The sequence below is a fragment of the Psychromonas sp. genome, from assembly GCF_047632955.1.
Lineage (GTDB): Bacteria > Pseudomonadota > Gammaproteobacteria > Enterobacterales > Psychromonadaceae > Psychromonas.
Window position 1 is genome coordinate 1 of the sequence record NZ_JBLIED010000087.1, and the last position, 4,998, is coordinate 4,998.

Below are 4,998 nucleotides of genomic sequence, written 5' to 3' on the forward strand. Positions count from 1 at the left end.
CGACGTTACCGACATAAATCATATTACCCCACTAAAAGCGGCCATTGATACCTGGTTTGAAGAAAACCTACTGACTGAGGAACAAGTTCCAGAAGGCAGTCATGCCGTGCGTAATCCTGCCAATTTGAATGAAATTATTGGCTATCATAATTTTGATACCCAAAAGCAGATGGCAGATAAATTGACCATCGCACATAATACTTTTACTACTTGGTCAAAGACACCAATGACTGAACGAGCGAATTTGCTGCGTAGAACTGCAGATATTCTCGAGCGACATATTGACGAACTTATTGCCCTGTGTATAAAAGAAGCAGGAAAAGTTACATCAGATGGAGTAGATGAAGTTCGTGAAGCGGTAGATTTTTGTCGCTATTATGCTGCTCGGGCCGAAGAACTCGCTGAAGATGATAGGTTAGCACCTCGTGGCGTGGTGTTATGTATCAGTCCGTGGAATTTCCCCTTAGCCATATTTTTAGGACAAGTAGCTGCCGCTATTGTGACCGGTAATACTGTCATTGCTAAACCCGCAGAACAAACCAGCCTAATTGCATTACGCGCTTTGCAGTTAATGGAGTATGTAGGTTTGCCAGCAGGTGTTGTGCAGTCTGTGATTGCTGCAGGTCCCGATGTGGGAAAAGTTCTGTTGCCTGATGAGCGGATCAAAGCAGTTATGTTTACCGGCTCTACGGTTACGGGTAATGTGATTGCCAACGCCTTAGCACAAAGAGGTGGCGAGCAAGTCCCATTGATAGCTGAAACGGGTGGCCAGAATTGCATGGTTGTTGACTCAACGGCTTTGCCTGAACAAGTGGTTGACGACGTTATTGCTTCTGGTTTTCAAAGCGCTGGGCAACGATGTTCAGCTCTTCGAGTATTATTTTTGCAAGAAGAAATAGCCGATAGCGTTACAGAAATGTTAATAGGCGCACTACATGAGTTAAGTGTCGGCGATCCTGCCTACCTAGCAACGGACATTGGTCCAGTAATCGACCAAAAAGCCTTGGATAATTTGCAAGCTCATGCTGAAGATATGCAACAAAACGGAACCTTATTATACGAATGCAAAATACCAGCTAACAATGGTACATTTTTTGCTCCAAAACTTTATCAAATTGCAGATATTTCAGTTCTTAAACGTGAAGTATTTGGTCCTTGTGTTCATATAGTGCGATTCAAAGCGAATGAACTTGAAAAAACAGTGGAAAAAATTAATGCCACAGGTTTTGGTTTGACGATGGGTATTCATACTCGAATCGATGCTAGAGCCATGGAATTAGTTAAACTATCGCGTGCTGGTAACGTTTATGTAAATCGCAACATGATAGGTGCTGTAGTTGGGGTTCAGCCTTTTGGTGGTCGCGGTCTATCTGGAACCGGTCCCAAAGCGGGTGGTCCCAATTACTTAACTCGACTTATGCTTGAAAAATCGACACCTCGGGCCATCACTGAATTAATGCCCAACACCGATAAAGCACTAGAAAGTAACGAAGAGGCCAAGCAACAAGCTGCCATTTTCATGAAAAATGCTCACACTACCGAAAATGATTGGCGTTTAACGGATTTAAATACCCGTCTCTCGTCAGTGCGTCAACTACTCGCAACTATTGCCAAAGTGGATATAGTAGAAGAACTAGCTGATGATTTAAATTCCACCTTAGCAGCAGCTCGTTCGCAATTAATCAGTATCGAAAAACGTCTGAAAAAACCTAAGCTTTTACCTGGACCGACGGGTGAATCCAATGTGTTGTATTTGGAGCCCAGAGGCGTTTTAGTGTGTTTCGCTGATAAAGACGTGACATTTGAGTATTGGATATTATCTATTGTGACCGCTTTGGCCACAGGAAATGTGGTCATTTCAGTGGTATCTGAGCTGTTTTATGCTGAAGCGATAGAATTTCGCGAACAGTTTATTGCAACAGGTGCACCTGAAGGCGTATTCCAAGTTGCTAAACTACATCACTTAGAAGCTTTGTTAGCCGAAGAATCTCTAGCGGGTGTGGTTATTGACAGTGAAAGTGATCGTTCCAGTTATATGGTACAAATGCTAGCCAAACGCACAGGAGCAATACTGCCCGTTATTACCGCTGAGTATTATGACCATCTGATCCAGCGTTTGTTAACTGAAAAAACGGTTAGCATTGATACCACTGCTTCCGGCGGTAATACTTCACTCATGACATTGGTAGAAGATGAAGAGTAAAGTCACAAAAATAAAAAGCACCTAACAAGGCTTACTTTACTCAAAATCAAAAAAACCAGCTGAACAGCTGGTTTTTTTTGTGTTAAATTTATCAAGAATTTTAAATAAAGTGAGTCCAGTTCACATGTCACTTGAGTGTTGCTGCACTTCACATTTACTGGTATCAGCCCTGTTTTGAATAGGTATTAACAGAAAATATGGGGTTATTTATATTTATTGAGAACTCTCAATATAGCCTGTTTATGACCTCTTGGGTTCGATGCAAAGTCGTGTGATTAATCCCTTTGACACTCCAGCTTTAAATTCCAAAGGCTCTGCTCATTAGACAGCTAACCTAATACACAATAATACGCAATAAAACGCATAGCCATATATTTTTGCTCAAAATAACTTGTTTGATGATCTCTATATTTTCATTTGCAGCGGTGCTGATTTTAGTAACAATGCATAGTTAACAGATAATTGACTATCAACGCTAATAGCAATAATATCAGATACTTACATTCGCTCGCCTACTGCGTTCGAAAGGGTTGATAGAGAATTAATACAGTGAGTATAAAAACAAGCGAAGTAGACGTATTAATTATTGGCGCTGGCATTTCCGGTATCGGGACGGCCTATCATCTTCAGAAGCATTGCTCGACCAAATCATACGCTATTATTGAAGCCCGCAGCGAAGTGGGTGGCACCTGGGATCTTTTTCGCTATCCCGGAATTCGTTCTGATTCAGACATGTTTACTTTTGGCTTTAACTTTAAACCTTGGCGTTCGCCAAAAGCCATTTCCCCTGGCCAAGATATCAAACATTATATTTCTGAAGCCGCAACTGAAAATGGCATAGATAAACACATATTATTCGAACATAAAGTACTCGCAGCCAACTGGGATAGTGCTAGCGCCAAATGGCATACTGAGATCCAAAATCTTAAAACGGGGGAGTGTTGCCAATTTATCAGCCGTTTCTTTTTTTCTGGTGCCGGTTATTATAATTACGATAATGGTTACACCCCAGATTTTAAAGGCATTGAGAATTTTTCAGGTGAAGTGATTCATCCGCAACATTGGCCAAAAAATCTCGATTACGCGGGTAAAAACGTGATTGTAATTGGCAGTGGTGCAACTGCTGTTACCATTGTTCCAGCCATGGCCAATACGGCTGGGCATGTCACTATGTTACAGCGCTCTCCTACCTATATTGCCTCAAGATCCGAACAAGATGTATTTGCTAATATAATGCGCCGCTATTTGCCCGCTAAACTTGCTTACAGTTTCAGCCGCTGGAACAAAATACTCCAAGGCATGTTTATGTATAGCATGGCTAGGCGACGCCCCGAGTCTGCAAAGAAAGTCATACGGGACGGCGTAATTGATGCACTTGGAGAGGATTATCCCGTTGATAAACACTTTAAACCGAGTTACCAACCTTGGGACCAACGGGCTTGCTTAGTGCCCGACGGTGATTTGTTTAAAGCTATAAAAAGTGGTTCGGCCAGTGTTGTCACTGAACATATAGACTCCTTTACCGCTACTGGGATTAAGTTGCAGACCGGCGAAGTACTGGCAGCAGATATTATTGTGACGGCTACTGGACTCAATTTAGAAATACTCGGTTCATATAAATTAAGCGTTGATAACAAACCATTTAATGCCGCTGATAGTTATTGTTACAGAGGCATGATGTTAAGTGGTTTACCTAACTTCGCGTTTTCGATGGGTTATACCAATGCGTCTTGGACTCTGAAGTCAGATTTAGTCGGACAGTATGTATGCCGTTTGATTAACTATATGGATAAGCATCAACATCATTACTGTCAGCCCGTCCTACCCATTAATGGCATTGAGGCAGAGCCTTTTATTAATTTCACCTCAGGCTATATTACTCGGGCATTGGATAAGATGCCCAAACAGGGGCGGGATAAGCCCTGGAGACTTAACCAAAATTATATACTTGATCGGATGAGTTTGAGCTATGAGTCAGTGGTTGATGACAGTATTGTTTTTTCTTCGATTACACCTAAGTAAACAAGTCAGGGCTAACTAATTAAAGGACCCATTATCACTGTGCTAAAGAAGTAGATAGGTATATCTAGCGTAAGTAATAATTAGTGCATGGAAGCGATGGTATTAATTCATGTACATTAATAGATCTTAGAAGTCACTCATATGCTCACCCTCGACTGTGCTCATTACACTTTTAAACATTACTCCTGCCTGAGTACGGTTATTAAATCCAAGTTTATTCAAGACCGCAGACACATGTTGTTTGATGGTGGACTCGCTCACTTGTAATTCGTAGGCAATTTGTTTATTTAGCAGTCCATCGGCCATCAATTGCAACACTCTAAATTGATGCGGCGTGAGCAGTTCTAATCGAGTAGCAAAGGTTTTGTATTGGGAGTTATCGAGATATTTTACATCGCTTAGCATGTCTTCTGGCACCCAAATTTGACCATCTAATATTTGCACCACGGCTTGAGTGATAACCGGTAACGGGGTAGATTTGGGGATATAGCCGCTGGAACCAAAGTCGATGGCTTTTTTAATGATTTCTGGGCGCTCTTCTGCTGACACTATGACTACCAGCACATCAGGGTAATGATTACGCAATACAGTAAGTCCAGTAAGCCCATGATTACCCGGCATATTTAAATCCAAAAACACCAGTTCGATATTTTGATGAATGTTTAATAAATCCAAGGTTTCGTCAAAACTCGCAGATTCTAATATGTTGTCACCTAATGTACCTAAAACAGCGTGTTTTAATGCACTACGGAATAAGGGGTGGTCATCTGCAA

General features: G+C 41.6%; 3 protein-coding genes. 2 read left to right on the forward strand and 1 reads right to left on the reverse strand.

The window, feature by feature from the left end:
• Positions 1–2,203 (forward strand): L-glutamate gamma-semialdehyde dehydrogenase (locus tag ACJAZP_RS19870; RefSeq protein WP_415232475.1); only part of this gene is annotated, 2,203 nt, incomplete at its 5' end.
• Positions 2,204–2,752: 549 nt separating this feature from the next.
• Positions 2,753–4,225 (forward strand): flavin-containing monooxygenase, encoded by a 1,473-nt coding sequence (locus tag ACJAZP_RS19875; protein WP_415232476.1) that lies wholly within the window; start codon positions 2,753–2,755, stop codon positions 4,223–4,225.
• Between the two features lie 126 nt (positions 4,226–4,351).
• Here ACJAZP_RS19875 and ACJAZP_RS19880 read toward each other — a convergent pair.
• The coding region (locus ACJAZP_RS19880) for a response regulator transcription factor (protein ID WP_415232477.1) at positions 4,352–4,998 on the reverse strand (647 nt) is incomplete at its 5' end.